A 25,834-nucleotide genomic window follows, 5' to 3' on the forward strand; every position below is an offset into this window, starting at 1 on the left:
CTGTCCGTGGCTTTGGTTTGTCTTGAGTGCCATCCCTGTCGAAATTATTGTCCAGCGAGCTGTGCGCACGCTCCGTGTCCCGACTCAACGTCGCCAGATCCTACTTCTGGTTGGCACTGTCGCGAATAATCACGTCTCCCCCCGCAACCGCGCTGTGAATAGTACTGGTGGCCCTTTCTGTTACGTTCGCCATCGACGGCTTCCCCCGACGAGCCTTTATATCCCCCCATCTCCGACTCTCCCGCGGTCGCTATCAATCCACCGGAATCCGTAATCTTTCCCACCTCGCCGGATACGCTCAATCCAGACTGGCTACCATTGGACTCCACCCAGTCATGGATATCGCTCCAGCCCAACGTCTCCGTACTGAGCCGATTTTTCACCGCCTCCGCATCCGAGGCCACTACGGCTCCATTAATACAGCCCCAGCCGGCACCTTAAAGGCGACTGGCTGGAAGCCGCGGGATTTGGCACGGATACCCTGTCGTCGTCACCGTTGAGCATGGCCAGTTGCTGATCCGCCCTGTAGTTAAATGACAGATAAAAAAATCCCGGCCTGTTTTAGGGGCCGGGATTTATCAAGGATTCAGCGGTAATAAAAATACCAAAAAATAAAACCAGCTGGTGGCCCCATCCAAGTTAGTTTGAGGCAGACAAAAAAATCATCTAATGAGAACGGAAAGTTATCATTCATATTCCAAGCTAACCAAGCACCTAATAAACGTCCAAACATTGTCAAAATAAACAACACTACGCTCATCGCACAGCATAAATATAAAAGGTTAAGTAATGATTTAGTGCTATTTTTCATCACTTGCCTCCACCGTCTTTCAACTTATCCTGAACCATACCAGATACGGCAGAATCACCGATATTACCTACTATTGATGGTAATGGATGTTGTGGTGCTGGTTTAGTTATTGTCCAGACACCTGTTGGGACCCATTCATACTGCTTTGATATTGGATTTAGTTTTTTATCAAATGGCACTTTGATAACGTTACCTGCTGCATAACCCGCTGAAGCCCCGACTTTACTCAGCAACGCCGCCATAAACGGATCATCGCCGCTGATTTCAGCCTGGTAATAGCCGCCAGCCGCGTTCCATGCCATCGTTGGGTTGTAACCTTTACCGGCGGTAATCCCACCAACGATTACTGAACCAATTACATCCGACAGTTTTACTTCACCTGTCGTACCATATTGGATACCGGCCCCTAAGCCAGCACCTACGCCCACAGCAATAAGCTGTTCTTTAGTGTTATTCACTGCATTAGTAATAATTGCCTTCCCGCCCATTATTGCTACTGACCAGGAGGTTGGGGTCATTACCACATCCATGATTCGATCACCGGTTGTAATATTATCCTCCAGGAATTTAAGATCCGTTCCGTTGAGATAATTCACCAGTGCTGCGGCACTTGGATCTTTCAGCTTTTCATCCAGTCTGATTTGATGCGGGTTAGCATCATTCGCCACATTGGTCGCCCCCTGTATCAGTTCCTGCCAGCTCACACAGGCAACGCCGCCACCGGTACAGGCTTCAATAAGTTCCTTACTGTTTTTATTGCTAATGTCGATATATTTCTCGACCACCTTATTGCAGTCACCGCCAGAGGCTTTGCAGTCCTGCATTTCTTTATCAAGCTGACGAGATTCTTTTGAACTCAGATAGTTATTCTCCACGGCCGTCTTCCCGGCCTGTGCTGCCGTTAACGTATCAGCGTTACTGTCTCCAATCAACCCACCTGCCAGCCCTGCCGCCAGTGTGCCCAACATGCTGATTGTCTGCTTCTCGCTTTCGCTCAGTTCACTGACGTTTTTACCGGGATACAGCGCCTCCATCACTAGCTGCGCCATCACCTCACCGCTAACGGCGCCTGCCGCACCCGCCAATGCATTGTTGCCCTGTGCCGCTGCCAGCACCGCGTTCACCACTGCATGGGCCATCAGACGCGAAGAGCCTTCCTCTGTCGTCTGCGCGATTATAGTCGCCAGATACGGCGCACTGCCGCCCGCCAGCGCTTTCGCCAGATCACCACCCGCCAACCCCTGCACCGCCGCCGTCGCCGCCTGGATACCCTGCTGGAGCGCGCTGCCGGTGCCGTACTGCTGCATCTCGGCTTTATATTCATCCGAGTTGCGCAGCATCGCCATATACTCTTTACGTTCTTTCTCCGTGGCATTCTCTTTCAGAGGGCCCCATTTAGCCTGCGCCGCCGTCAACCCGTTGATATCCCCCTGCGTCCTGGCAATATCGGCGACCTGGCCTCCAATCTCCCCTATCAGTTGCGCTTCCCTTAGCCGGTTCTGCTCTTTCTCCTTATCAAATATCGGGCTTAACGTCTGGTTGGCGTGCTCAACATCCCGGCTCAGGTCTGCCACATCTTGCTGCTGGTTCGCCGGGTCGCGAATGATAATCGTGCCTTCACTCACCGCCGATTGCGTGGTCGAACGCGCGCTGCCGCTGTCGTTCACCCCGGTCAGTAGGCCGTTCGCCATATTCCCCGCGAACTGCCCGCCGATGCTACCGCCCGAGCTGATACCCACGCTCTGGTGCTCCACCTGGTAGTCCGCCTTGTTCTCGATATCGCTGAACCCCAGCGTGCCGGTATCCAGTGTATTCTTGCCCGCACTGGCCGTCGAACCTATCACCGCACCGTTCAACTGCGTATGCTCACCTACCGTGATATCAAAGCCCCCCTGGCCCGCAAAGATACCCGTCTGCTCCTGCACGCTGTCGTAGTTGCTGTGCATCTTGTCCCGGCTCAGGTTCACGCTACCCGAACCGCTCATCGAGCCAAAGGTGAAACTCCCGCCGGCGCTGGCGTTCTGCTGCTTCGCGTCGTAGTTGTCGCTGTCCTGTTCGCTGGTTAACGTCAGGTTGCGCCCCACGTCCATCGTCACTTTATCGCCGCTCACCTGTGCGCCGGTCAGGGTGGTGTCGCGCCCGCTGGTGATGGTCAGATTATTGCCGGCGTTGAGCGTGGTTTCGGTATGGGTCAGGCCATTGCCGCTTTCGCTGCCCGTGCCCTTGTTCACGCTGGCCGACACGCTGATACCCCAGCCCCCTTGCCCGGCGCCGATCCCCACGCCGATACTGCCCCCCTTGCTCTCGTTTTTACCCTCAAGCTGCTGGCTGTTCTCGGCAGACACCAGATTCACGTCCCGCGCCGCATTCAGCGTCATGTCTTTCCCGGCCTGCAGTTGGCTGCCCTGCACGTTGATATCGCTGCCGGTGGAGTGAATATTAAAGCTGTTGCCCGCCGTCAGGGTACTGCCCTGGCTCTGGGTCTGGCTGCTGGCCTGCTCGGATTTGAACGACTGGCTGCCATAGGAAAGGCTCACGCCGATGGCGTTCTGATTTTGGGCATCCGTCGTCGCCAGCACGCCGCCCTGCGCCGCTTCCACCCCACTTAAGGCCGCTTTCATGCCCTGCAGCGTGGCCAAACGGCCACTGCTTTCTTTACCGGCCTGATTGGCCGTGGTAACCGCCGTGTTCGCCGCACTGCCCACCGAGCCGGACAACGCCAGCGTCAGCCCGCTTTGTTTCTGTTCCAGGCTGTGGGTCTGGCTGCTCTGATTTTCAGCCGCCAGAATATCGACGTCTTTTCCGGTCAGGTTGATATCCTTCGCCGCCAGCACGTCGGAACCTTGTACCGTCACATGGTTCCCCGCATTCAGCGTGACATTCCCCTGGGTGCTGCCCACCGTGCTGCCAACCTGGCTGACGGTGTTTTCGCTGTCGGTGATTTTCAGGCTGTTTGTGCCGTAGCTGAAGCCAATGCCGCCGGTGCCGGAAAAGCCGGATTTCTTGCTTTGACTGGCCGCGCTGGCCTGGTAGTGGTTTTCCACCGTCCCGAGCGTAATATCGTTGCCTGCCGTCAACGCGATATCCTCACTGGCAACAATATTGCTGCCCATCACGTTGATATCCTTGCCGCTTTGCAGAATAACCGCCTGCCCGCTCAACAGGCTGCCATTGGCCGTGCTACTGTGCTCCTCCCGCTGGTAGGCATTCTGGCTGCTGCTCAGAAAACCTTTACTGCTGCTACTGCCCTGCTGCATCAGGTGCTGTTCATCCCGGCTGGCGTTGAGAGAAATATCTCCGGCCGCGTTAAGCCCAATCGTGCCTGCCTCACTTTGCAGCGTGCTGCCCTGGAGGGTGATATCCCCCTGTTGCGCGATGACCGTCACGCCGTCTTTGGCGCTGAACACGCTGCCAAGCGCGGTATCGCTGGCGCTTTCGGTCTGGCGCTGGCTTTGCGTAGCGCCCACCTGGTTTTGCTCGCTGTCGCTCTCCGCCAACCGCTGGCGTGCCTCCTTGACGGTTACCTGTTGTGCGCTCAGGCCAATGCTGCCTGCCGCGCTGTCCACCTGCGCGCCTTCGGCGATCACGGCGCCGCCGGCCATCAGCGTCACACCGTTGTCACCGCTGAGCGCACTGGTGTGCAGGGTCTCTTCCCGGCGGCTATTGCTCACCGTTGAGGTGCTGCTGTTGGCATGCAGTTGGGTATCATGGGTGGTGGTATCTGCCAGTAATGCCACATTGCCGCCGGCCTGCAGTTGCGTTTCCCCTCCGGCGGCGGCCTGGCTACCCTGCAGGGTGAGATCCTGGCCCGCCGTCAGGCTGAGGTTGCCGCCGGCATTCAGGCTGCTGCCCAAAGCCTGCTGCCATTCACCGCTCACCTGGGCCAGGCGTTCACCGGCGGCTTCCAGCCCGGCGCTGGTGCGGTTGCCCATCGCGCCGGCAATCACGTTCAGTTCCGCCGTCGTGCTGCTACGGGCCGTGGTGATGTTCAGATTATTGCTGGCGCTAAGGCTGAGGTTCTCGCTGGCGGTGAGGCTCGCCCCCTGCAAACGGATATCGCCGCCGCTCAGGCTAAGCTCACGCGCCTGCATGCTTGCCTGGCGCAGCGCATCCTGCAGGTTGGTGCTCAGGCCGATGCTGTCTGCCTGCACATTGAGGGTATCAGCACGGATGTCGCCCCCCAGATGCAGGAACTGGTCGCTATCAATACTTAACGCCTGATCGGCAAACAGGTTAGCCGCGTTGCTGAGGCTGCCGGTTGACAGTTGCAGATTGCCGCCCGCGATCACCGCGCCATCACCGGTGATGCGCACCGTGCTGTTGGCCAGATAGACTTGCGGCACCCACACGGTCTGCGGCCCCGTGGCCGTCTCAACCGTTTCGCTCACCAGCCAGACGATATCCTGCTGTAATGCGGCAATCTGTGACGGCGTGAGGGCCACACCGGGCACCAGATGGAAATCTTCCGCCACCGTGATCGCGTTATTCATCAGGGCCTGATATTGCGCCATGGCATCAAAGCCTTGCAATGAGGGGCGCCCGGTCAACGCCAGTAGCTGTTCACGCACCACCCGCTGTTCGTAGTAACCATCCCCCAGGCGCTTATGCACCTGGCCGGGATCATAACCGACCTGCTGCAACAGATAATCGCTGCTCAGGAACTGGCTTCTGTCGGTAAAGCGTGAGTCAGTCACCACCAGGAAAGCGCTCTCTGCCGCAGTTTGCTGGCGGAACAGACCATTATTAGGAATCGTCGTCGCCACGTTGGCCAGATGCTGTTGGTCGGTTAACGCCAGCTCGCCTGGCGTGAGCGGCCGGCTGCCCTCAGCCAGCCCGGTATCGGCGGCCTGCCAGCGCTGCCCGCTGATGTTGACCGCTAACGGGTTGCGTTCCCATTCGGCGCGTTCGGCCGCCGCCGCGTTTTGCGCGGCCGCCACGGTGCTGATTTGCGCCTGGTTGACGGTGGTGTTTGTCAGCTGTGCGCCGCCGAGCGTGACATTGCCGTAACCGCTGATAACCCCGTCAAGGGTGGTTAAGGCGGTGGTTTCGTCGATAGTGTAGGTCGGGTACCAATGCCCCTCCGCCCGATCATAATGATCGACAATATATTCTTGGCGCCGCTGATTCACCGAATAGCCGCGGTTGATGATGTTGGCAGTGCCGTCAATCGTCAGGTTGCCGTTGCTGCTGATGGTGCTGGCGTCATTCTGCAGTTGCCCGGCTATATGCAGGAACATGTTGCCCCCGGCGAGCAGGCTCGCCCCCACGCCGGCGGAAACCAGCCGATCTTCGGTAAGGGTGCCCGTGGCGGTGCGTTCACGCAGGTTGTTGTAATCCGTCACATAAGGCGCGCTGGCAATATCGATAAACCGATCGGGGCTCCACTGCTCGATCGTTTCGCTATCGGTGGCATTCCACCAGACGGTGTTTTGATAAGGGGTGGGAACAGCGCGTTGCCGCGGGCCGCGCGTCTCGTAAAACGTCATGGCATAGCTGCCGTCGGCGTTGGGAACCAGAGCCAGGTAGTTGACCCACAGGCTGATCGATTGCCCCTGACTGTCTTTTACCTGAACCTCCGCCCGTTTGGCGTTGGCGTCAATATTCAGCAACGTGCCATAGGGGTTGCTCTCTGCCGCCGCATCGTCACGGAAGGTCAACCGTTGGGTGGTCGGCGCCAGAGTGCTGACATCCGTATTGACGTCTTCGCCATAGGAACGCCAGTAGTAGTTGTATCGTTGCCAGCTGTAATCGCTGGTCTGGGCGTCGCGTTCAATCTCCAGCCCGTCACGCAGGTTGTCAAAGCGCATCGCCGTCAGGGTGAGATCCCCTTCCGCTTCAATCGTGCCGGCACGGTTTTCAATCAGATCCGCGCTGGAAAGCGCCAGGGAGCCCGCGCTGTAAATCAGCGCGCCAGCCTGGTTGGTCAACCGCTCGCCGGTTATCAGGCTGATGTGCGCCGTGGCGGCAATCAGCGCGTCGCGGCCATGGTTATCCACCGTCCGGGTGTTGACCGTGAGGTTATCCGCCATCAGCGTCGCCGAGTTGTCCAGGCTGTCGGCGTCGAGGGCCAGCGTATCGGCTTCAATGCGCCCCTGATTGCGCAGTTCCCCGGTGGTGAAACGCAGCGTTTTACCGACCAGCGTCGCCAGGTTGTTCAGGTGCGTGCTGTAGAGCGTAAGCTCGCCCGGCAGCAACCAGTCGGCCAGGTTGGTCAATACGCCGGCCACCCGCAGGATCACCGCGCTGTTGCTGTTTATCGTGTCCCCGGCCCGATGGGTGTAATCCTGCTGAATTGAAAGTTGCAGCGCCTGCTGGCTGAGCAACGTTCCCCCCTGATTATCCAGCGATTGGGCCGCCACCGTTAACGCCCCGCCGCTCTGGATCGTCCCGCCCTGGTTTAACAGGGCCAGCGCGGGCATGGCGCCACCGCTGATGCGCAATGAATCATTGGATAAAATACGCCCCTGGCGATTATCCAGTGCGGCCAGCTGTGTCAGGGCCAGAGTGCCCGCGCTCTGCACGCGCCCGGCGCTATTATCCAGCGTTTGCGCGCTCACGTCGGTCTGCGTGGTGCCAATCAACAGGCCGCCGTCCCGGTTATTCAACTGCCCGGCATACACCGTCAATGCGCCCTGGCTGCTGATTATCCCCTGGTGACTGTTGTCGATATTCTCGCCGTTGAGCGTCAGCGCCTGGCTGGAAACCAATTGCCCCGCCTGGTTATCCATGCGGCTGCCGTTCAGCGTGAGGGCGCCGCCGCTGTGGATTTTACCCTGCTGGTTATTGAGATAGTTGAAATGATAATCGCCCGCCCCCTGGCCGATCACGGTGCCCGCCAGGTTATCAAACTGGTCGGCGGTCAGTTGGATCGTGCCCTGGCTGCTAATCACGCCCTGGGCGTTCAGCAGCCGTGCGGCGCTGATCTGCACCCCTTCACCGCTTTGCACATTGCCCTGGCGGTTATCCAACTGGTCGCTCAGGGTTAGATGCAGCTGTTGCTGGCTGTAGAGCAGGCCGTTTTGCGGGTTATCGATGCCCTGCGCCCGGATCTGTAGCTGTTCGCCCGCCAGCAGTTGCCCGCCCTCATTGTGCAACACGCCGGCAAGGGCCGCGTCCGTTTGCCCCTGTAACCACAAGCGCGCTTGCGCACTGATTTTTCCGCCCTGGTTGTACAGGTCCTGAAGTATCTGCAGCAGCACACTGCCGGCAGACTGCACTACGCCGTACTGGTTATTCCAGCGCGTGGCGGTCAAGCTGGCATCCTGCTGGCTGACGACCTCGCCCTGCTGGTTATCGAAACGCTGGCTGACCGCCGCCAACGTTCCCTGGCTGCCGATCCAGCCTTCAGCATTCAGGATATTCTCCGCCAGCAAGCGCTGCGCCTGCTGGCTGAAGAGAGTGCCATTGCGGTTATCCAACGCGCCAGTGAACTGCATATCCAGCGTATCCAGCGCCTGGATCGCCCCCTGCGTGTTGATCAGTTCGCACGCGCGTATCGTGCCGCTACCGCCGCTGGCCAGCTTTCCGCCCTGATTGTCCCAGGCCCCGGAAAGGTGCAATGCCAACGCCTGCTGGCTTTGCACCAGCCCCTGTTGCCGGTTGTTCAACTGCCCGCCATTGAGCGACAGCGCTGCGCCGCTGAGCAATTTGCCCGCATCATTATTGAACAGGCTGAGTGCGCCGCCCTGCCAATGGAGATCCTGCTGCGCCGTCAGGGTACCCGCCTGATTATTGATGTTACCGGCGGTGTTGATGGCCAGCTCACCGCCCGATTGCAGCCGGCCTGCGGCATTATCCAGGCTGCCCGCCGCAATGCTGGTCTGCTGCCCGCCCAGCGCTGTGCCTTTGCGGTTATCCCAATGGCCTTCGGTCGTCACCGCCAGCACGTCGCCGGCTTCCATCAGCCCTTGCTGATTGTCGATCGCCTCCTGGGCATCAAGCTGCAGCCGCCCCTGGCTCACCATCTGCCCCCCGGCATTATTCAGCGCCTGTGCCGCAAGCTGAAGATGCTGGCCGCGGATCTCACCCTCCTGGTTACTGAGCAGCCCCTGGCTATTCAGAGCCAGGCTCCCGCCGGCCAATAACTGGCCCTGGCGGTTATCCAGCCCGTTTAGCGCCGTAATGCCCAACGTTGACTGGCTTTGCAGGGTGCCCTGAAGGTTGACCAATGCGCCGACATCCAGTTGCAAACCGCCGTTGCCGCCCATCACGCCGGAGGTGTTGTTCAACAGGCCGCTCACCCGCCAATGCTGCACCGTGCCGTCCAGCGCCACCAGTCGGCCGCGCAGGTTGTTGAGGGCGGCGCTATTCAGGCTAAGCCGTTGCGCTTCAATGCTGCCATCGGTGTTATCCAGCGCACCGCTCAGGGTAAAACGGCTTTCCCCCGTGCCTACCTGCGACCAGACGCCCGCCTGGTTGTACAGGCTATCGGCGGTGATTTGCCAATTCCCGGCGCGGATTTGCGCCTGTTGCGTGTCGAGGTGCCCCAAACTGTTGACGGTGAGTTGCTCACTGTCCACCTGCGCCTGTTGCAGCACCACATCCCCGGCTTGCGCCGTCAACTGCGCCTGCCCGGCCGCCAGGCTGCTTTGGCTTAAATCCACCCGGCGGCCGGTCACCGCCACCTGTTTCTGGCTCAGCAAGCTGCCGCTGGCGCGAATATCCCCCTGGCTGACGAGAGTGATATCCGCCGGGCGGATCAGGCTGCTGTTCGCATCGCTGCCCGCCAAAAGCGCCCCGCTGCTCTGGATACCTTGCTCTGCGCGCAGCGTAACGTTGCCGGCCGCCGCCAGCGTGCCGGATTGGCGAATTTCGCCCTGGCGGCTTTGTACGGCCAGTTGGCCACCGCTGTACAGTTTGCCCTGGTGTTCAACGCTGTCTCGGGCGGTTAAGCTGATATCTCCGCCAGCCTGCGTGTAAGGCTCCGCTGTGCCAGCCTGCCAGGCAAGCTTGCCCTCACTGCTCACCACCAGGGTCTTTTCAGCCTGCAGATGCCCGCCCTGATTGCGAACCCCCACCCCCGCTTCGGTGCCGATCATCCGGATATGGCCGCTGTACATGCCGCCCATCTGGCCCATGTCTATCGCCAACTCGGGTTTGGCGCTGCCGTCGTCCGAAAGCGGCGTCGTGGTTTTACCGTCCGCGCTCACGCGGTTGCGGCCAGCCACCACTGTCAGCTCATCTTTGGCCCAGACGCCGGCATTGATCGCTACCGCGCGCGCCAGAATATCCACGTATTCGGTATCATGACGGCTATCGCCATTCAGCCCGCCGCCCTCCACGCGCACCACGCCGCGTTCAATCTGGTAGCCCGCCAGGCTGCCATCGGCGTTCAACTGCGGCTTGCCGGTCGTCAGCGTCATTCTCCCGGCATTGAGGGTGCCGCAACCATTGCAGACAACCCCCGCCGGGTTGGCGACAATCACCTGCGCCCGCCCGCCGGCCACTTCCAGAAAACCGCGCAGTTGGCTGGGGTTGTTGCTGTTGACTTCATTGAGGATCACCCGTGCGGGGGCGGCATCCGGATTCAGGTTGGGGTTGCCCTGTATCATCCCGGCCATCTGAGTGGACGTCATCACCGCCGAGTTGTTGAGAATGGCGCCTTTCTGCTCGACATCAAACTGCTGATACTGGTTGTGCGATATCCCGGCCTGATTGGGTGCGGTAATATTCACCTGCGGCAAGCCGTTCGCCGTGGCGATCACATCCGGCCGCTGGCCGGGCGCCGCCGCACCGTCCGCCACAATGCCGTCGGCCGCCGCCGGCCCGGCAAACAGCGCCAGCCCCAGCAGCCATACCGTACGGCGCAGCGTCACCCACAACCGTGGCGCGCCGGCGCCGCGGCTTTGCCCCGGCTCGCTGCTGCAACTGCGGGCCAGCTCGGAAACCACCCGCAGTTCCCCATGGGTGCGGCTGAAAATAAGGCGATAGCAATGCTTGTTCATGAATCACATCCGTGAGAAAAGTCAGTCCGTTCTGGTGGATTGCGGCAAAGGGCCGGCCTCAGATCTCCAGGTTGACGCTAAAACCAGCCGTCGCACCGGATGTGCGAAAATTATCCGGTTTGTAGAGCGGCACGCCGGCGAACAGATCGTAGCTAAACCGCCCCCACAGCGCCCCCCGCATGCCCAAAGCGCTGCCCGCCAGTTGGCGGCCGACCAGATGCCGAGCGCCGGGGCCGCCGACGCGCCCATAATCGGCGGCCAGATACAGCTCATGGCCACGCGCTCCTACGTTCCACGCCAACTCATTGCGCCAAAGCAGCCCCTTCTCGCCGGACAGCATCTGTTCGCCGTCAAAGCCGCGCACCGTATAACGCCCGGCGATGGCCATTCGCTCCTGCGGCGTCAGCGCGTTCGGGCTCCACTGGCCGCGAACCAGGGTGTAATACCGCCAGGGTTGTTTGCCCCATACGAAAGACTGGTTGACGCTCAGATCGCCAAGCAAAATACCGGTACGGGCGCTACCGCTGTGTGTGGTCTCCTCCGGCGCGGGCAAGGCGCCGAACGCCCCGGTGCCGCGGCGCCAGTTGAGGTTCGCATCCAGCGTGGCGCGGCCGAGGTAACTGCGCTGGTTAACGCCCAGCTCCCAGCCGGCGGTGCGGCGCTGCTGTAGGCCGATGTCGATGCCATCCACCGCATTAGAGGAATGCTTACGATAGGCGCGCAGGTTAAGCGTGGTTTTATGCGCCTGATTGCGAAACAGCAGCCGGGACACCGTCAGTTGCAGGTTGTCGCTCTTGCCGCTATAGCTCAGCACCTCATTCGCATTGGGGATATTTTGCTGATAGGTGTAGTCGTTATAGTTGGCGGAAACCGCCCAGTAGCCGATCGGGAAAAAGTAGTTCAGGGTGTGTGAACGGTTGCCGAACGGCCCGTGCTGGAACAGGTTCTTGCCGATATTGGCATAGAACAGGTCGTTCTGCGCCAACGGGGCATCCACCGCCAAGGTCGCAGATCCGAGGTAGCGGCCGGTGCTTTTTGCGCCGCTGTCGTCCAGCCCCAGGTTAAGCCGCACCGGGCGGCCTGCCTTCCAGTTCACCCGTAGGTCACTGGTGGCTTCACGCTCGCCAGGAACGATGTTGATGTCGGCGGCCGCGCTGGGCACGCGTTTGAAGTTTTCCAGCCCTTGCTCCAGATCCCGCAGGTTGAGAATGTCGCCCGGCGAGGCCGGAATGGCATTCCACAGCCGCCCACGCCAGGAAACCGGCGCCTCAAAGCGGATATCGCCAATGCGCCCGGGCTGCAGAGTGAGTGTCAGCACGCCGGTGGTCAGATCCTGTTCCTGCGCCATCACGCGGGTGGTGACGTATCCCCGCGCCAGAATGGCGTTCTGCACTTTGTTGATGATCAGTACGATGCCCTGGCTACCCAGGCAGCGGCCTCTGGCGCCATTTGCGGCATCCAGCGCCCACTGAAAGCGGGCGGCCGAGTCGCCTTCCAGACGCAGGGTATTGATGGTGAAGCAGGGTTGCTCATTGATGGGGTAATCGGGCAAAACAACGCTGGGGCGGGCCAGGCGCACATCGGAATCCGGCGCGTTCTGTTCGCGCAGCACGCGCTCACGTTGTTGCTGGCGCAATTGTTCCCGCGCATCCAGCTCGGCCCCTTGCACGGCGGCGGCAGAAGGCGGCGGTTCGATAGTGTTGTGCTCTGCCGGGTTGAATAAAGCCGCCGAAAGCGGAAAAACCACACCGCCCAGCGCCAACGGCGCGGCAAAACGCCATAGATGCTTCCTGCATACCAGCATTTCTGATCCCTGAAGGTATTAACTGTAAATAATTCGTCAATTTGTGTGAGGATTATTATTCACAACAGAATAATAATCAACCAACACCAACGGGTTAATTTGATATTTACCTCCAAACACCGACCGTAATAAGTTGATTTACGATATTTATCGTTATTTTGCATTCATAAAATAGATAATAATAAACAAACGCATTCACACCATTAATAGGTGAGCGAAGCGCCGGCCACCGGTTTTTTTCATCCGGCGCGAAAAACAAACGGCGCAACGCTCCAGGCGCCCCGGCCCGCACGGCAAATGATTTAGCGTATAGTGGCGGGAAGAGATAAAGGAGCCGCTATGCAGATAAGAAAATACCAAGAGGCCGATCGCCCATTCCTGCGCACTTTGTATCTGGCTGCCCGCAAGGCCGCCTACCACTGGCGAGATACGCGTGGCTATCAGTTGGAAGACTTTGATCGCGCCACCCTCGGTGAGGATATCTGGGTGGCGGAACAACACGGCAAGCTGCTGGGGTTTGTTTCCATTCACCGCGCCGACAATTTCATTCACAACCTGTTTGTCGATCCGCACCTGCCGCCGCAGGGCGTGGGCAGCGCGCTGCTGCACCACGCCGAAAACACCTTCACCCATACCGGTTCGCTGAAATGCCTGGTGAAAAACCACAAGGCGCTGGCGTTTTATCGCAAGCACGGCTGGCGCGTGATCGCCACCGGGGAAGACGGCGACGAAGAGTATTACCTGCTGCATTCGCCGAAAAAATAACGCGGCCTAACCATTGATGTCGGCCCCTTGCGCCAGCACCGCGCCGATAACGGCAAACCCGGTTAAGGCGGCGAAGCCAGAGTAAAAACCGCTTATGCCGGGGTTGGCCTGCAGGATAATCACCATCAATGCCAGCGCAACCGCGCCGCTGGCGTATTGCGCCGTGACCATCAGCCCACCGGCGCCCCCCTGCTGTTCATCCGGCACATCATGGGTGCCAACCACAAACTTCGCGGTATAAATCATGCCATGGCCGATACCGCTCAGCAGCAGCCCGGGAATGAAAACCAGCCAAGCCATATTTTCCCCCAACGAGCAGGCAATCAGCAGCAGCCCGGCGGCGCCAATCATAAAGCCCCGGGCCAATACGCCGGCCGCCGGCAGCCGTGCGAACAATTTACCGGCGATCATATTGCCGGTAATAATCATCAGCGTCAGCGGTACAAAAAACAGGCCGGTTTGCCAGGCGCTGTAGCCATAGTGGTTCTGCAACAGCAACGTCAGCAAAAACAGTTCGGTTCCCACGCTAGCCATGTATAAACCGCTGGCGGTACAGCCCCGCTGTAACCCTGCCAGGCCGCGTAGCCCACGCGCCACCAGCGGTTGCCGGCTGTGTTTTTCGCCAAGCAGAAATAGCCACAGTAAAACCGTAGTCATACCCAGCCAGCGATGCGTGGTGGGGTGATCCAGCCCGTGTTCAGCCAATGCGCTCATCGCCATGACCACGCCCAACACGCTCAGCGTGCCCAATAAGGCGGCCAACAACGGCAACCGTTGGCGCGGCACAGTGCGGCATGCAACGCGAAAATAGCGGAACGCGGCCCAGATACACAGCGCCCCCAGCGGCACATTAACCAAAAACACCAGCCGCCAGCTCAGCTGCGTAAAAGCGCCGCCCAGCACAACGCCCGCCACCAGGCCGGCGGCGCCAACCGTGCTCCAGACGGTGAGGGCTTTTGCCCGCGCATGGCCAGCGCTGAAGTGATGGGAGATCAACGCAATGATCGCCGGCTGTAAAAACGCAGCACCCAACCCCTGAACGCCACGGGCAATCACCAACGCCGTGGCCGATGCCGTCATACCGCCCCACAGCGAAGCCAGGCTGAACAACGCCATCGCCAGCACAAACATGCTCCTGGCGCCGAACGCATCGCAACAGCGGCCGCCAACCAGTAAAAAACCGGCAAAAACCACGCCATAGGCAGAAACCACCCACTGCGCGTGCGCCGGCGCCAAATGCAGGCTGGCGGCGATGTTCGGCAACGCCACATAGATAATCGAATAATCCAACGCGATCACAAACTGTGCCAGTGAAAGCGCTGCCAGCGTGAGTGATAAGCGCGGTAATGTGCCGTCCGGCGCTGAAATACAACCTGTCATAACCCTTTATCCTTCTGTAGGCGCCGAAACACTGATGAATTGTTCTCATCATAAAAATGGCGTTTAATGAGGTTACTCCGGCTGTAGAAGCCAAATCAAAGTCATTAAATTCAGCAATGGATGAAATAAACTCAGCATGAGAAAGCTTCGCCTGCCGCCATTGGGGGCGCTACGGGCCTTCAACGCCGTGGCTGTTCACCACAGCTTCAAACGCGCTGCCGACGAAATTGGCGTCACCGCCACGGCAATCAGCCACCAGATACGGCAATTGGAAGAGCAGTTGGCCACCAGGGTGTTTGAACGCAGTGCGAAGGGGGTGGCGTTGACCGCCAGCGGGGAAATACTGTTTAGCACAACACAGCGGCTGTTTAACGAGCTGCAGGATACCGTGGAAAAGATCCACGCCCATAACGCGCCGCCGGTGCTTACCGTCACCACCACATCGAATTTCCTCACCCACTGGCTGGTGGCGCGCCTGGCGGCGCTGAAAATTGCATTACCGGATATTGATCTGCGCCTGCATACCAGTGTGGAAAGCATTGATCTGGCGCGTAAAACGGTCGATGCCGCCATCCGTTACCGTGAAACGGCAGAAGACACGCTGGCATCAACCCTGCTCTATCAGGATGAATTCATCCTGGTCGCCAGCCCGGCGTTGGCTATCCGGCGGCTTGAAGATTTATCGTCAGCCACCCTGTTTCACGTTGATAACCGCCACGTCCCTGCGGCGGCGCCCACCTGGCAACACTGGAAAACGCGCTTTGGCCCGGCAATGCTCAACAGCGAGGCCGGGGTGCACTTCACCGATGAAACCCATGCGATACAGGCCGTGGTCGCCGGCCAGGGGGTGGCGATCGTCAGCAGCCTGCTGGCGCACGATTTCATCCGCCAAGGGGTGCTGGCAGCGCCTTTCGCCCACGCGCTGCCCGGCGCAAATTACTATTTCGTCACCCTGGCGGAAAACAGCGAACGGGAAGATATCAGCAGCCTACGCAACTGGCTGCTAAACCAAATGGCGCAGATAAAAGACGGCGATTAACCGCCGGCGCACGGCCGGCGGCACCCTGCAACAGCGAACGCTTACAGTTGGTAAATCGACGCCTGCCACGGCTGGAGTTCCAGTTGCGCGGCGCCTTGCGCCACCGCGCGGCCAGTACCGCTGTCCAGCATGAGCGCATTAATCGTGATCCCAGCCGGCAAGGCGTATTTCAGCGGCTGCTCGCTGAAGTTAATCACCACCAGATAGCGCTGATCGCCCAGGGTGCGGGTATAGGCAAATACCTGGGCGTTGGCAGGATCGATATCCTTGAATTCGCCGTAGATCAGCGCCGGCGTTTGGCTGCGCAGGGCAATCAGGCGACGGTGATAGTTATAGACGGAATCCGGATCGTGCTGCTGGGCGGCGGCATTGATCTGCGCATAGTTAGGGTTGACCGCCAGCCACGGCTTGCCAGTGGTGAAGCCGCCGTTGGCTTCGGTGTTCCACTGCATCGGCGTGCGCGCATTATCACGGCTGGTCTGCCGAACATTCTGCAGGTACTCCTGCGCCGGCACTTTACCGGTGGCCACCAGATCGCGCCATTGCCCCCTGATCTCAACGTCTTCAAAATCCTCCACCCGCTGGAACGGGTAGTTGGTCATGCCCAACTCGTCCCCCTGGTAAAGAAACGGCGTTGCGCGCTGCGTCAGCATCATCGTCGCCAGCGCCTTGGCGGAGGCCACTCGCCAGCGCGGGCTATCGTCGCCAAAGTGCGACACGGCGCGTGGGTTGTCGTGGTTGCTCAGGAAGCTGGTGTTCCAGCCGTTCGCACCAGAGCCACTGTCGATTTTGGCGTAGGTCGCTTTAAGCTGCGGCAACGTCCAGTCGGTTTTACGCCAACCATCACGATCCATCCGTACCAGATCAAAATTAAACAGCATGTTCAGTTCATGGCGCTGCGGATCGGTAAATTTCTTCGCCTGTTCGGTGGTGACGCCAAACGCTTCGCCCACGGTCATGGAGTCATAATGGGACAACACTTCGCGGTTCATTTCCTGCAGGTATTGGTGAATATGCGGCCCGTTGGCGAATACATATTCCGGGTGCGCCAATGCCGCGGCGGGCAGATCGGGCAGGCCCGGCTGCTTGGAAATAAACGGAATCACATCCATGCGGAAGCCGGAAACGCCCTTGTCCAGCCAGAAGCGCATAATGTCATACACCCCTTGCCGTACCTTTGGGTTCTCCCAGTTGAGATCCGGCTGTTTGCTGGCAAAATAGTGCAAATAGTATTGGCCGGTTTGCGCATCCCGCGTCCAGGCTGAACCGCTGAAAAACGAAGGGTAGTTATTCGGCGCTTTGCCGTCGTGCCCATCGCGCCAGATGTAGAAATCACGATACGGGTTGTCTTTAGCTTTGCGGCTTTCCACAAACCACTGGTGCTCATCGCTGGTATGGTTGACCACCAGATCGATAATCAACCGCATATCGCGTTTTTTCACTTCCGCCATCAGGCGATCAAAATCCGCCATGGTGCCGAATTCTTTCATCACCTTGCGGTAGTCACGGATGTCATAACCGTTGTCCGCATTAGGCGAATCAAAGTGCGGGCTCAGCCAGATAACGTTAACCCCCAACGTTTTCAGGTAATCGAGCTTTTCCGTAATGCCGTTCAGATCGCCGATGCCGTCACCGTTGCTATCGTTGAATGAACGGGGGTAAACCTGATAGACCACCGCTTCTTTCCACCAGGCGGCCTCATTATGCATTGGCTGAACTGCTGGGGTGTTTGCCATCGTCTCCTCCGTGTTTGCGGCCAGCGCCTGCTGACCCAGCATTGTCATCATCAGCGCGGCTGATAAGCAGCCTTGGCGTAACACTGAATGTTTCTTGGGGAAGTTACTCATTTTTTTATCTCGCTAACGGACTAAAAATAGGACATTTTCCGCCATTGCTGGCAGGCTTAACCCACATATTCTTTGCCGGTATGCCGCCGCCCAGAGTGATTTGCAGCGGTTGAACAGGCCTTAATGGCAAGGTAATCCCCGCCCTTTTTTCCTGCGCCGGCAGCGCGCGAAATTTGTGAGCGATATCAATTAAAAATCCGGCGATAAGATGTCTACTTGTTAGCTAATTTGTATACGTTTATTCCATAACCCATTTTTCGTTAGAAAAATAAAAGATTACTCAATGAATTATACGAATCATCATGGCGGCTAATGCCGCGACGTGAATGAATAAGAGGTTTAAAAGTGATTTACAGGTTGATAGCGCAAAAGCTGCGCGCACGTATTAATTCGGAAGAGTTTAAAGTGGGCGATGCGCTGCCCGGCGAGCTGGTACTGGCGCAGGAAATCAGTGTTTCACGCAGCACGCTGCGCAAGGCGATTAACATCCTGGTCGGCGAGGGCATGCTCGATCGCCGGCACGGCAGCGGCACCTACATTCTGCAAAAGGATTTACAACACGACACCCACGGCTTAAACAGCTTCGCTGAGCATATGAAGCAGATTGACCGGGTGGTGACGAATGAAGTGGTGCAGTTTTGCGTGCGGCTGGCGCCGCCGGCCATTGCGCGCCAGTTGCGCATCAAGGCCAACGAACAAGTGTATTATTTCCAGCGCATTCGCCACGTGGACGGCAAACCCTATATGGTGGAAGACAGCTATATGCCGGTCAGGCTGTTCCCCACGCTTTCACTGCACTATATGTGCGGCTCCAAATTTGACTATATCGAGAACCAGTGCGGCATCACCATTGATGGCTGCATTGAGACCTTTACCCCGGTGCTGGCAGCCGAGCCCTATGCGCACCAGTTAAAGCTTAAAGAGGGGGCGCTGCTGCTGCAACTCACCTCCCTTTCACTGTCCACCAGCGGGGAGTACCTGGATTTTTCCATCATGTATATGAACCCGAGCGAATATCAGGTGAAGTACTACATGAAGCGCAACAAAATGCTGTAACGAACACGCAGGGCGCGGCGGCCTGCGCCCTGCGTTGGCCGTGCCGCCCGGCGGCAGTTACAAAATTTAATTTATCTTCACCGTTTCCCGCCATTTAGCCCTTTCTCCACCTGACGTGCATCAATTCTCCGCAGGCGGAGTTGTACTATGCTCAGCCTCATTCAATCCATGTAAATACGTTTTATTTTCATTAGCGTTCACCCCGTAACGATGGGTGCCCAGATGAGGAATACGCCACTTATGTCTCTTGAGCTTTCATCCTTCTTTGCTGCTGAAGACGGGTTACCCTTCCGCGGGCGCTGGGCCACCATGCCGTGGCGCCAACAAAAACCGTTGCCCGCCGAAGAGATTGACGCCGCCTGGCGAAGCCTGACGGCCACGGCAATCACCGGCAACAAGCGCCTGCTGTACGTACACATTCCGTTTTGCGCCACGCAGTGCAAATTCTGTGGCTTCTATCAGAACAAGCTCGAAGAACAGGCAATCGCGGAATATTGCGACATGCTGCTGCAAGAACTGGCGTTGGAAGCCGGCAGCACGTTGCACCAATCTGCACCAATACACGCTATTTATTTTGGCGGCGGTACGCCCTCTGCGCTAAGCGCCCGGCAGTTGCATCGGATCATCAGCACCTTGCGCCAAAGTTTACCGCTGGCGGCAGACTGTGAAATTACGGTGGAAGGCCGGATTTTCAACTTTGACGACGAGCGCATCGATGCCAGCCTGGAAGCTGGCGCCAACCGTTTTTCCATTGGTATCCAAACCTTTGATACCCGCGTGCGCCAGCGCCTGGGGCGGCGCGCCAACCGTCAGGAGGCAATAGATTTCATCACCCGCCTGGGGCAGCGCGATCGCGCGGCGATCATTTGCGATCTGATGTTCGGCCTGCCGGATCAAACGGTTGCAAGCTGGCGGGAAGATCTGGCGATCGTCCGCGATCTGCCGTTGGATGGCGTCGATCTGTACGCGCTCAATCTGTTGCCGAATACGCTGCTGGCCAAAGCGGTGGAAAACCAGCGTGTGGCGTTGCCCGCCGTTGACCACAACCGCGATTTGTACCTGATGGGGGAAAAATTCCTGGCGGATGAAAACTGGCGCCAGCTCAGCAACAGCCACTGGGCGCGCCATAGCCGCGAGCGCAATCTATACAACCTGCTGATCAAACAGGGGGCGGACTATCTGGCGCTCGGCAGCAGCGCCGGCGGCAGCGTGGCCGGGCAATCCTATATGATGGCACGCAATCTGGAAGGCTATGCGCAGGCCCTCGCCAACGGGCGCAAGCCCATCGCCATGATGACGCCGGCCAGCCCTGACTACCGTTGGCGGCTGGCCTTGCAGGGCGGGATCGACAGCGGGTTCTGCGATCTGCTGCAGGTGCTGGATAACCCGGCGCCGTTGTTGCCGTTGCTGGAACAATGGCAACAGCGTGGCCTGCTGCGGTTAAACGGCACGCGTTTCCACCTGACGCCGGACGGCCGTTTTTGGGCCAGTAACCTGTTGCAGGCTTTGCAAACGCTCATCCCACAGTTATTGTTACCGCAGGCGGCAGCCTAGCGATAACCTTCACGCCAACGCCGCCAGCCCTTTAACCGCTTTGACAAACGGAAAGTAAATTTATGATCAAGCATCCATGGCTGATTTTTGGCGGCGCGAGCGGCGTTGGCCGTGAACTGCTGACGCTGGGCCTGCAGGAACAGCGCTCGATGACGGCGCTGGTGCGCAATGCCGAACAGGCGCAAACCCTGCGCGAACTGGGCCTGGCCGTGGTGGAAGGCGATGCGCTGGACGCCGCCAGCGTCGAGCGCGCCTGCCGGGCCGCCGGGCCGCAGGCGCGTATCGTTTCCACGTTGGGCAGCGCCGAAGCCGACTATGCCGGGAACCGGCTTATCATCGACACCGCAACGCGCTGCGGCCTTAGCCATATGCTGCTGGTGACCTCCATCGGCTGCGGCGACAGTTGGCCTTCGTTGTCGCCGCGCGCCCGTCAGGCCTTCGGCCACGCGGTGCGGGAAAAGTCGCTGGCGGAAAGCTGGTTGCAAACCAGCAGCCTGGCCTGGTGCATACTGCGCCCGGGCGGCCTGAAAAACGGCCCCGCCACCGGCCAGGCCGTCCTGCAGCAAGGGGAAGCCCACGGGCTGGTCCACCGCGCAGACGTTGCGCGCCACATTAACCAGATCATCGACGATGACGTGGCCTACGGCCAGATCTACGCCGTGATCGACCCAACGCTGGCCATGCCGCAACGGTTTTAACCTGGGCGAGTTTTCTTCGCCGTGATGATGCCCCCAGTCCCTTACAGATAGGCTGTTGCATGCTGTTGATTGATAACTATTTGCCCGATTACCAATTTCATGAGCGGCATTCTCTGGTTATCGCCGCCTCACCAACCGCGGTGATGGTCGCGGCGAAGGATTACCGGCCTGAGAGCGATGCATTTTTCCGCCGAATGATTTCCCTGCGTGAGTTGCCCATGCGGGTGTTTGCGCGCCTGCAAGCCGCACCGCGCACTCTGCCGCAGGCATTTGGCATGCACAACTTCACCTTATTGGAACAACAGGAACATCGTGAATTGGTGTTTGGCCTGATCGGGCGGTTTTGGTCTGCAAACTATGGGCTGGTAGCCATTGACGGCGGGGACGCTTTTGGCGCCTACAATGAGCCAGGCGTGGCCAAACTGGTGCTGGGATTTACTGCTGAAGCATGGGGCGATGGGCAAACGCGCCTTTTTACCGAAACGCGTGTATTCTGCCCAGACCGGGCCAGCGTGCGCAGATTTACGCCCTATTGGTACCTGATCCGCCCGGTGAGCGGGCTGATCAGGCGGCGGATGCTGGCCAGCATTGCACAGCTGGCGGCCAACAAGGAGCAACAGTGAATAAACTTGATAACCTGACCGCCATGATGGTTTTTGCCAAAGTGGTCGAAACCTTAAGTTACACCGAGGCCGCAAACCAGCTTAATATTGCCAAATCTTCGGTTAGCAAAGAGATCAGCCAGCTTGAAATCAATCTGGGCGCCAAACTGTTGCAACGCACCACGCGGAAAATTCAGGTAACGGAGATTGGGCTAACTTATTATCAATATTGCTACCGTATTCTTAACGAAATAAAAAACGCCGAACAGTTTATCCGCCAGATTCATGAAGATCCCATCGGCAGCCTGCGCGTTGCCGCACCGGTCACCTTCGGCACCCAGTGCGTAATGCCGGTGATTAATAAATTTATCAAGCAAAACATCCATATTAGCGTCGATCTGGATTTAACCGATCGCCCGATTAATATCGATGCCGAGAATTACGACGTGGCGGTTGCCATTAGCCGCGAATTACCCGCCGACGATGCGTTTAAACCCCTGATGGACATTGAGTGGGGCCTGTACGCCAGCGAAAAATACCTGCAGCAGCGCCCGGCCATCACCCACCCGGATGAATTGCCCCACCACGATTACCTGCTGTTCCGCGGCAACGCCCACACCATCGCGTTACCCTTTCGCAAGGACAAACACAAACTGACGATTGAAGTGCGCTGCCGCCTGCGCGCCAACAACAGCACGGCGCTGTTAAACGCTGCGCTGAGCAGCCTGGGCATTGCCTATCTGCCAGCCTATATCGCCGATGAATATGTGCACAAAGGCGATATTGTGCGGCTGCTGCCGCAGTGGCAGATGGACACCTACAAATCCTGCGTGTTGTTTAAAAAGGCGCACATTAACGCCCCGCGCATTCGGCTGTTTGTCGAAAGCCTGCAACACGCCCTGCGGCCGCCGGGCTAGCGCGGCGCACCGATCAGTAATAATCCCCGTGGCGGTAGTCCCAGCTTGGGAAAATATCACTCATTATGGCCATAATCTGGTTCACCTGCAGGCCTTTACGGATCAACACCGGGCATGGCAGCACGCCGCGCTGGCCATGCTGTTCCGGCACCAGCTTGCCGGTTTTATCCACCAGAGAAACCATCACGCCCTGCTCATAACGGGTTTCATCCGATTCGTGCGGCTGGATGGATTTAACGTAATCGTTGGCGGCGATGATCAAATCCGCCCGCTCGGCAATGCGTTCGCCGATGCCTTCAACCAGGCCCCGGTTGCCTTTGCCTGAGGGGTTGGCGGAGCTGGCGAACGAAAAGCGGCCCTTTTCCCACAGGGTGCGGGCAATGTTTTCGCCCGGCGTGCCGAACTTAATCACAAAGCAGCTGGTTTCGCGCCCGTCCATCATCAACGCCTGGCTGCCGTCATCCGGGATCAGCGCTTTGCCTTCCGGCTTCCAGGGCAGAATGCACCCCAGCAGAATGTCCTGCTGCCAGTGGCGTTCATACAGCCGTTCAATTTCCGGCGTCATTTGAGCCAGCGCTTTCACCTGTTCCAGCGAACCGCACAGCACCACGCCCGGTTTATTGCGTTTGCGCTGCTTGGCTTCAAACTTGCGCTCCAGCCCTGCGGCATCCGAAGTCATGATGATATAGCCCACTTTGGTCGGGCTGACGATCATACCGCCGTTGCCGGATAAAATATCTACCGCTTCCTGCTGAACGCCGCCATTCCAATTAATTGTTTTCTCTTTCATGCTTAATTTCCACTTTTCATCATTATGCCGGCTGGAGAAACCAACATATTAACCGGGGTTAATTAAATAGCGTATTTTCGGCCAGCGATTAATAGCCACATTTAATTAACTGTTATTCGCCCACATATTTTCAAAGGGAATATTGAAAAATATATACCTGATATTTAATAACGGTATTTCTTGTGCCACATTTCTATTTTATGGCTCCATCATAAAGCCAAGTTATTCGCTGGCAATCAATAGCGTGTTATTCCGGCTATTGTTTCTGTAGGGAAACAATGGGGGTGATAATCAGAGAAATCCCCCCCAATAAAAGAAAAAAACGAGTTGCGTCTAGTGAGTAAAACCGGGGTGGGAAGCGCTTAATGCTGCCCTTTAGCCAGATAGGCGGCCATTTCTTCCGGCGGCACCATGCCGCCACCGGTCGCCCACACCAGATGGGTCGCGTTTGCCAACCGTTGCGGGCTAAAGCCGTGCATCGCCTGGTAGCCCGTATCCGCCAGCACCCGCAGCGGCCCGGCCATGCCGGCTAACGCCGAAGGCTCCAACAGAATATTTTCCGCGCGATGTAGCCAGCCCAGCATATTGAACAGGGTTTGATCATCCAGGGTATAAAACCCATCCAGCAAACGCTCCATTGCACGGCCAACGAACCCCGAAGCGCGCCCTACCGCTAAACCATCGGCGGCGGTCAGGTTGTCGATGCCCAGATCCTGTACGGCAATCGCATCATGCAATCCAGTGCTGACGCCAAGTATCATGCATGGGGAGTGCGTCGGCTCGGCAAAAATGCAGTGCACATGGTCGCCAAACGCCAGCTTGAGGCCAAAGGCCACGCCGCCGGGGCCGCCGCCAACGCCGCACGGCAGATAAACGAACAGCGGGTGGGCGGCATCCACGGGGATTTGCCGTTGCAGAAACTGCGCTTTCAAGCGCTCCCCGGCCACCGCATAGCCAAGAAAAAGCGTTTTTGAGTTTTCGTCATCAATAAAGAAGCAGTTCGGATCGCTTTGCGCCGCCTGGCGCCCCTGCTCGACGGCAACGCTATAGTCCTGCGCGTATTCCACCACCTCAACCCCATGGCTACGCAGCCGATCCTTTTTCCAGCGCTTGGCTTCGGCCGACATATGCACCGACACCCTGAACCCCAGCCGGGCGCTGATGATGCCGATCGATAACCCCAGATTGCCGGTAGAACCGACAGCGATGCTGTACTGGTTGAAAAACCGCCGGAACGCCGGCGACAGCAGTTTACTGTAGTCATCATCAACGCTTAACAGACCGGCGCCCAGCGCCAGCTTTTCCGCATGCGCCAACACTTCATAAATGCCGCCACGCGCTTTGATCGAGCCCGAGATCGGTAAATGGCTGTCCTTTTTCAGCCACATTTTCCCGGCGATGGGCGTGCCGAACTGCCGTTCAAGCATTTTCTGCATCGCCGGAATAGGCACCAACGCAGACTCAATCACCCCGCCGCTGGCCGCCGTTTCGTCAAACGCCCCGGCAAGGTAAGGCGCAAAGCGCTTCAGACGGGCATGCGCCTGCGCAACGTCGTCGGCCGTCAGCCCCACATAGGGCAGGCCGGCTTCAAGCGTGGTGAAGCGGGGGTTGAACCAACGGGTTTCCTGCAGGTTAACCAGATCGTTCACCACAGGGTGTTGGCCAATCAGTTTACGAACATCGCATTTAGACATAACCGATCCATTAATGACGGAGTATGCGACTATTAGATAAAAAGCGGCCCGGCCTGACAAACGATAAAAAAATGCGTTCACATGAGCCAGATTGCATCAAAACGCCGGCCCGGTATGAAATAAGAGCGCCGGCTATATTTTGTTTTCTTCCTTTTTCACCTGGTCCTGCGGCTTTTCATAGCCGAGCCGGCCAATAAAAGGCAAACGCAGCGCCGGCGAATTAAAATCAATGCCCATATTCAGCCCCAGCACATTGACTTCGATGCCCTCTTCCGCGCCCAGCGTAACGCCAAGCACCCCGAGCAACGACACCTGCACGCCCCGGCCCGAAGGGGGCAGGCCGATGGGGCGCGTCAGCGGGCGATAATCCTTGCCGATGGCGTTGGCCGGCATATCCAGCTTCAGCTCCGGCACTTCCCGGCCAATATGAGCAATGAAAGTATTGCTGTTAGGCCCCGGCCAGGCGTGATAGGTGTGCGGATAAGGGTAGCTTTTAATGGCGGCCTCAATGCGCGGGATCATCTCGCCTGCCCGCGCGCCGCGGTGATCCACCAATAGCGTCGGCCGCGAACCAAACCACAGGCCATCCGGCAGCGCATAATCACGGCGCACCACGTTGTCGCTGCCCCAGCGCACCACCTCATAACGGCGGTAGCGGGTTTCTCCGGCCTGCTTGAAGATGATCCACGGGTGAACCGCCACCCGCCCGCGCCAGCCGTAGGTGGGGGCGGCATAAATTTGCACGATCGCCATCTGGCGCAGCTTGACGGGATCGGGCGCGATGCCGGCGGAATCACGCCGGGCGCTCCACCAGCCTTTGCCGGTGGATGACTCCCCGTTGCGCATAGCGTTAGCCAAACTCTGCCCAAACGACAGGAGCAGTACACAGACAAAACCTATAGCCAGTACTTTCACATAATTCATTGTGGCCCC

General features: G+C 58.4%; 15 protein-coding genes. 7 read left to right on the top strand and 8 right to left on the bottom strand.

Annotation, left to right across the window (positions count from 1 at the left end):
- Positions 1-586 precede the first annotated feature (586 nt).
- The 3 genes from ABFX35_RS16895 to ABFX35_RS16905 are packed head-to-tail and all read right to left on the bottom strand — an operon-like array spanning position 587 to position 12,559.
- Positions 587-811, bottom strand: a complete 225-nt coding sequence (locus ABFX35_RS16895; protein WP_279029583.1) for a hypothetical protein — start codon at positions 809-811, stop codon at positions 587-589.
- Positions 811-10,755 carry a hemagglutinin repeat-containing protein gene (locus ABFX35_RS16900; RefSeq protein ID WP_346082248.1) on the bottom strand — a complete coding sequence of 3,315 codons (9,945 nt, stop codon included), beginning with the start codon at positions 10,753-10,755 and terminating at the stop codon, positions 811-813. Before ABFX35_RS16900 ends, ABFX35_RS16895 begins: the two co-directional genes overlap by 1 nt.
- Positions 10,756-10,813: 58 nt before the next feature.
- Positions 10,814-12,559, bottom strand: a complete 1,746-nt coding sequence (locus ABFX35_RS16905; protein WP_346082249.1) for a ShlB/FhaC/HecB family hemolysin secretion/activation protein — start codon at positions 12,557-12,559, stop codon at positions 10,814-10,816.
- Positions 12,560-12,898: 339 nt separating this feature from the next.
- Here ABFX35_RS16905 and ABFX35_RS16910 point away from each other — a divergent pair, with 339 nt between their 5' ends.
- Positions 12,899-13,324: a GNAT family N-acetyltransferase gene (locus tag ABFX35_RS16910; protein ID WP_346082250.1), complete on the top strand. Its 426-nt coding sequence runs from the start codon at positions 12,899-12,901 to the stop codon at positions 13,322-13,324.
- 6 nt (positions 13,325-13,330) lie between these two features.
- Here the strand turns inward: ABFX35_RS16910 and ABFX35_RS16915 are convergent, their stop codons facing one another.
- Positions 13,331-14,704, bottom strand: a complete 1,374-nt coding sequence (locus ABFX35_RS16915; protein ID WP_346082251.1) for an MFS transporter — start codon at positions 14,702-14,704, stop codon at positions 13,331-13,333.
- Positions 14,705-14,840: 136 nt separating this feature from the next.
- On the opposite strand from ABFX35_RS16915, the gene ABFX35_RS16920 reads away from it, so the two are divergent.
- Entirely contained in the window at positions 14,841-15,743 is a 903-nt protein-coding gene (locus tag ABFX35_RS16920; protein ID WP_279027049.1) for a LysR substrate-binding domain-containing protein, read from the top strand.
- A gap of 41 nt (positions 15,744-15,784) precedes the next feature.
- On the opposite strand, the gene ABFX35_RS16925 is transcribed toward ABFX35_RS16920, so the two are convergent.
- Positions 15,785-17,530 carry a glycoside hydrolase family 13 protein gene (locus ABFX35_RS16925; RefSeq protein ID WP_428832206.1) on the bottom strand — a complete coding sequence of 582 codons (1,746 nt, stop codon included), beginning with the start codon at positions 17,528-17,530 and terminating at the stop codon, positions 15,785-15,787.
- A gap of 405 nt (positions 17,531-17,935) precedes the next feature.
- On the opposite strand from ABFX35_RS16925, the gene ABFX35_RS16930 reads away from it, so the two are divergent.
- The 5 genes from ABFX35_RS16930 (at position 17,936) to ABFX35_RS16950 (ending at position 22,417) form a co-directional block, all read left to right on the top strand.
- Complete coding sequence (locus ABFX35_RS16930) at positions 17,936-18,646, top strand: GntR family transcriptional regulator (RefSeq protein WP_279027046.1); 711 nt, start codon at positions 17,936-17,938, stop codon at positions 18,644-18,646.
- 240 nt (positions 18,647-18,886) lie between these two features.
- On the top strand, positions 18,887-20,200 hold the full coding sequence (gene hutW / locus ABFX35_RS16935; protein WP_346082252.1) for a heme anaerobic degradation radical SAM methyltransferase ChuW/HutW: 1,314 nt from the start codon (positions 18,887-18,889) through the stop codon (positions 20,198-20,200).
- Positions 20,201-20,262: 62 nt separating this feature from the next.
- Positions 20,263-20,898, top strand: coding sequence for an SDR family oxidoreductase (locus tag ABFX35_RS16940; protein WP_346082253.1), 636 nt, complete (start codon positions 20,263-20,265; stop codon positions 20,896-20,898).
- Positions 20,899-20,957: 59 nt separating this feature from the next.
- Positions 20,958-21,521: a hypothetical protein gene (locus ABFX35_RS16945; RefSeq protein ID WP_346082254.1), complete on the top strand. Its 564-nt coding sequence runs from the start codon at positions 20,958-20,960 to the stop codon at positions 21,519-21,521.
- Positions 21,518-22,417, top strand: coding sequence for a LysR family transcriptional regulator (locus ABFX35_RS16950; protein ID WP_346082255.1), 900 nt, complete (start codon positions 21,518-21,520; stop codon positions 22,415-22,417). The genes ABFX35_RS16945 and ABFX35_RS16950 overlap by 4 nt, the downstream gene beginning before the upstream one ends.
- Positions 22,418-22,430: 13 nt before the next feature.
- Here the strand turns inward: ABFX35_RS16950 and ABFX35_RS16955 are convergent, their stop codons facing one another.
- The 3 genes from ABFX35_RS16955 to ABFX35_RS16965 form a co-directional block, all read right to left on the bottom strand.
- Positions 22,431-23,207, bottom strand: a complete 777-nt coding sequence (locus tag ABFX35_RS16955) for an L-threonylcarbamoyladenylate synthase (protein ID WP_346082256.1) — start codon at positions 23,205-23,207, stop codon at positions 22,431-22,433.
- A 362-nt stretch (positions 23,208-23,569) separates the two neighbouring features.
- On the bottom strand, positions 23,570-24,901 hold the full coding sequence (gene dsdA, locus ABFX35_RS16960; RefSeq protein WP_346082257.1) for a D-serine ammonia-lyase: 1,332 nt from the start codon (positions 24,899-24,901) through the stop codon (positions 23,570-23,572).
- Positions 24,902-25,033: 132 nt separating this feature from the next.
- Positions 25,034-25,825, bottom strand: coding sequence for a DUF3750 domain-containing protein (locus ABFX35_RS16965; protein WP_279029281.1), 792 nt, complete (start codon positions 25,823-25,825; stop codon positions 25,034-25,036).
- Between the last annotated feature and the right edge of the window lie 9 nt (positions 25,826-25,834).

It is taken from the genome of Gibbsiella dentisursi (assembly GCF_039539505.1).
GTDB lineage: Bacteria > Pseudomonadota > Gammaproteobacteria > Enterobacterales > Enterobacteriaceae > Gibbsiella > Gibbsiella quercinecans.

What these genes read in the sequence shown, in the direction of transcription:
- ABFX35_RS16895 (WP_279029583.1), bottom strand. Translation starts at nt 811, where the DNA reads ATGAAAAATAGCACTAAATCATTACTTAACCTTTTATATTTATGCTGT.
- ABFX35_RS16925 (WP_428832206.1), bottom strand. Translation starts at nt 17,530, where the DNA reads ATGATGACAATGCTGGGTCAGCAGGCGCTGGCCGCAAACACGGAGGAG.
- ABFX35_RS16915 (WP_346082251.1), bottom strand. Translation starts at nt 14,704, where the DNA reads ATGACAGGTTGTATTTCAGCGCCGGACGGCACATTACCGCGCTTATCA.
- ABFX35_RS16945 (WP_346082254.1), top strand. Translation starts at nt 20,958, where the DNA reads ATGCTGTTGATTGATAACTATTTGCCCGATTACCAATTTCATGAGCGG.
- dsdA (WP_346082257.1), bottom strand. Translation starts at nt 24,901, where the DNA reads ATGTCTAAATGCGATGTTCGTAAACTGATTGGCCAACACCCTGTGGTG.
- ABFX35_RS16940 (WP_346082253.1), top strand. Translation starts at nt 20,263, where the DNA reads ATGATCAAGCATCCATGGCTGATTTTTGGCGGCGCGAGCGGCGTTGGC.
- ABFX35_RS16900 (WP_346082248.1), bottom strand. Translation starts at nt 10,755, where the DNA reads ATGAACAAGCATTGCTATCGCCTTATTTTCAGCCGCACCCATGGGGAA.
- ABFX35_RS16910 (WP_346082250.1), top strand. Translation starts at nt 12,899, where the DNA reads ATGCAGATAAGAAAATACCAAGAGGCCGATCGCCCATTCCTGCGCACT.
- hutW (WP_346082252.1), top strand. Translation starts at nt 18,887, where the DNA reads ATGTCTCTTGAGCTTTCATCCTTCTTTGCTGCTGAAGACGGGTTACCC.
- ABFX35_RS16965 (WP_279029281.1), bottom strand. Translation starts at nt 25,825, where the DNA reads ATGAATTATGTGAAAGTACTGGCTATAGGTTTTGTCTGTGTACTGCTC.
- ABFX35_RS16905 (WP_346082249.1), bottom strand. Translation starts at nt 12,559, where the DNA reads ATGCTGGTATGCAGGAAGCATCTATGGCGTTTTGCCGCGCCGTTGGCG.
- ABFX35_RS16955 (WP_346082256.1), bottom strand. Translation starts at nt 23,207, where the DNA reads ATGAAAGAGAAAACAATTAATTGGAATGGCGGCGTTCAGCAGGAAGCG.
- ABFX35_RS16920 (WP_279027049.1), top strand. Translation starts at nt 14,841, where the DNA reads ATGAGAAAGCTTCGCCTGCCGCCATTGGGGGCGCTACGGGCCTTCAAC.